The following is a 2,275-nucleotide window of genomic DNA, read 5'->3' as shown; positions in this document are numbered from 1 at the left end:
ATATTGGTACACCACTTTTTGAACTGCACGCAGAAACAAAAGGTGAACTTGAATATGCGATCGACTTTCTAAGCGCTCACCCTGATGCTATTCGAATTGAGGAAGAAACTCTATGAAACCTTTAATTTTTGACCTCTACGCTGCACCTGAGCTATTCGCTGCGCTATCTACGGAGTTAAATGCAGAACCTGCCAAGTTGGAACACCGCCAGTTCCCTGATGGTGAAACTTACATGAGAGTACATAGCGATTACCAGCAGCGTGAAGCCATTATAGTCTCGAATATGCACCAGCCAAATTCAAAGTTTCTACCCTTGGTTTATCTTTGCGAAACCTTACGCGAGCTTGGAATAGCCAGTACTACCTTAGTCTGTCCTTATCTTCCCTATATGCGTCAGGATATTAAGTTTCACGAAGGAGAGGCTCTGACTTCACGCTATTACGCTAAGTTGTTAAATCAGTATTTAGATCGCTTAATCACCATCGACCCTCACCTGCATCGCTACCATTCACTGGGTGAAATTTACACAATGGAAACACACACTCTGCAAGCTAACCCTTTAATAGCCTCATGGGTTAAAGAAAATATTGAGACCCCCTTGGTGGTTGGCCCTGACAGTGAAAGTGAGCAATGGGCTGCGGCGGCAGCAGACATGATTGGCTGCCCCTACTTAATTCTAGAAAAACAACGTTTCGGCGATAAGAACGTAGAAGTTTCGAGCCCAAATGCTCAAGACTTTGCACAAAGAACCCCCGTACTTATTGACGATATTATCTCGACAGGTCGGACCATGATTCGTACTGCCGAAGCGCTTGTAGCCGAAGGTTTACAAGAGCCTATATGCATTGGTGTGCACGCACTTTTCTCTGAAGATGCATACTGTGAAATGTCTAAAGCACCGATCAAAGACATACTAACTTGTAACACCGTCCCCCACTCAACAAACACTATAGATATTGCCAGTATTATTGCAGAAGTCTTGAAGTAATAAAGCCAAATGTTAACTCACTTGAAACATTGACTATAAGATTTACAAAGCCACATTTTTATCATACGAAGCTTGCGCACAACTTAGACGAATAATCACTTTATAGTGCTTGAAAAACTGGCATCAAAATCATCACCGCTATTATCTAAGTGATTTCACAAAATTTTGCAGAGATCTTGTAAATTCGTGGACCTGCCCACACCTTCTAGCTGTACAGTTTTTGATCGCACCGATAAAATATCGCTAACACTTTGTAACAGTAAGAGGTCGTTACCGTGCACGATGGATCAAACTTTAAAGAAGCGGAGTCTTCTCACTTAGGTAATCAGGACTCTCGTATCGTCCCGATCGATTTTGATAAACTAAGATACTTAGCTTCGAACAAGCCAGAAGCATTTGAGCGTTACCGTGAAGAGCTCTATCAACAAGCAATCGAGCAAGCACCTATTGAACTTCAGCGCCGTTTGAAAGGAGTGCAGTTCAGGATAAATATGGCCAGGCAAGGTGCCAGAAGCCCATTATCGTCCTGTATGAGACTTTCAGAAATGATGCATGATTCGTTTGTGGAACTACAACTGGCATTGGCAAACCCACGAAAGTATTTACAGGAGCAAAGCAGCAAGCCTGCGGAAAGTGCGGAGATTGTTGAGTTGTTTCCCAAGTAGAGCCTGCCCCGTGCTACCCCGTCAGCGAGCCGTGGAAGGCTCTGCCTACAAGAACAAAAAAGGGGAACCGCTATGGCTCCCCTTTTTTAATTTCTTTGCTGGTTTATAGCAATTCTTCCAACTTAGCCATTACCTTATCAGCAAACTCTGTTGTGCTTAGAATCTCGATGCCCTGACCAGGCTTAGACAAGTCACTTGTAGAGAAGCCTGCTTCGAAGACGCTCTGCATAGCAGTCCAAACCGCTTTCGCTTCTTCTTCCAAACCAAAACTCATGTCCAGCATCAATGCAACAGAACCAATCATTGAGTATGGGTTAGCTTTGTTTTGGCCAGCAATATCTGGTGCAGAACCGTGAGAAGGTTCGTAGTATGCTTTCTCAGGCCCCATACATGCTGATGGCATTAGACCTAGAGAACCAAGAATACCGCCACCCTGGTCACTCAAGATATCACCGAACATGTTTTCCATGACCATGACATCAAACTGACCTGGGTTCAAACATAGGTGAGTCGCAGCTGCATCAACCAACATGTGAATGACTTCTACTTCAGGGTAATCTTTAGCAACTTCTTCAAGCACTTCGTTCCAAAGTACAGAAGAGATCAATACATTACTCTTGTG

At 43.8% G+C, this 2,275-nt stretch carries 3 protein-coding genes; 2 read left to right on the top strand and 1 reads right to left on the bottom strand.

All coding sequences use genetic code 11. The features are described from left to right. Window positions 1-112 precede the first annotated feature (112 nt). Together A3729_RS13630 and A3729_RS13625 are read left to right on the top strand one after the other, a co-directional pair. Window positions 113-988 carry a ribose-phosphate pyrophosphokinase gene (locus A3729_RS13630; protein WP_068510368.1) on the top strand — a complete coding sequence of 292 codons (876 nt, stop codon included), beginning with the start codon at window positions 113-115 and terminating at the stop codon, window positions 986-988. 275 nt (window positions 989-1,263) lie between these two features. Then, window positions 1,264-1,653, top strand: coding sequence for a DUF3135 domain-containing protein (locus A3729_RS13625; RefSeq protein WP_068510366.1), 390 nt, complete (start codon window positions 1,264-1,266; stop codon window positions 1,651-1,653). A gap of 103 nt (window positions 1,654-1,756) precedes the next feature. On the opposite strand, the gene A3729_RS13620 is transcribed toward A3729_RS13625, so the two are convergent. After that, window positions 1,757-2,275 (bottom strand): isocitrate/isopropylmalate family dehydrogenase (locus tag A3729_RS13620; protein ID WP_255376397.1); only part of this gene is annotated, 519 nt, incomplete at its 5' end.

Source organism: Oleiphilus sp. HI0043, from assembly GCF_001634935.1.
This window is presented reverse-complemented; position numbering and strand designations above follow the sequence as displayed.

Excerpts from the sequence above, each read along its gene's own strand:
- A3729_RS13630 (WP_068510368.1), top strand. The coding sequence starts at position 113 with ATGAAACCTTTAATTTTTGACCTCTACGCTGCACCTGAGCTATTCGCT.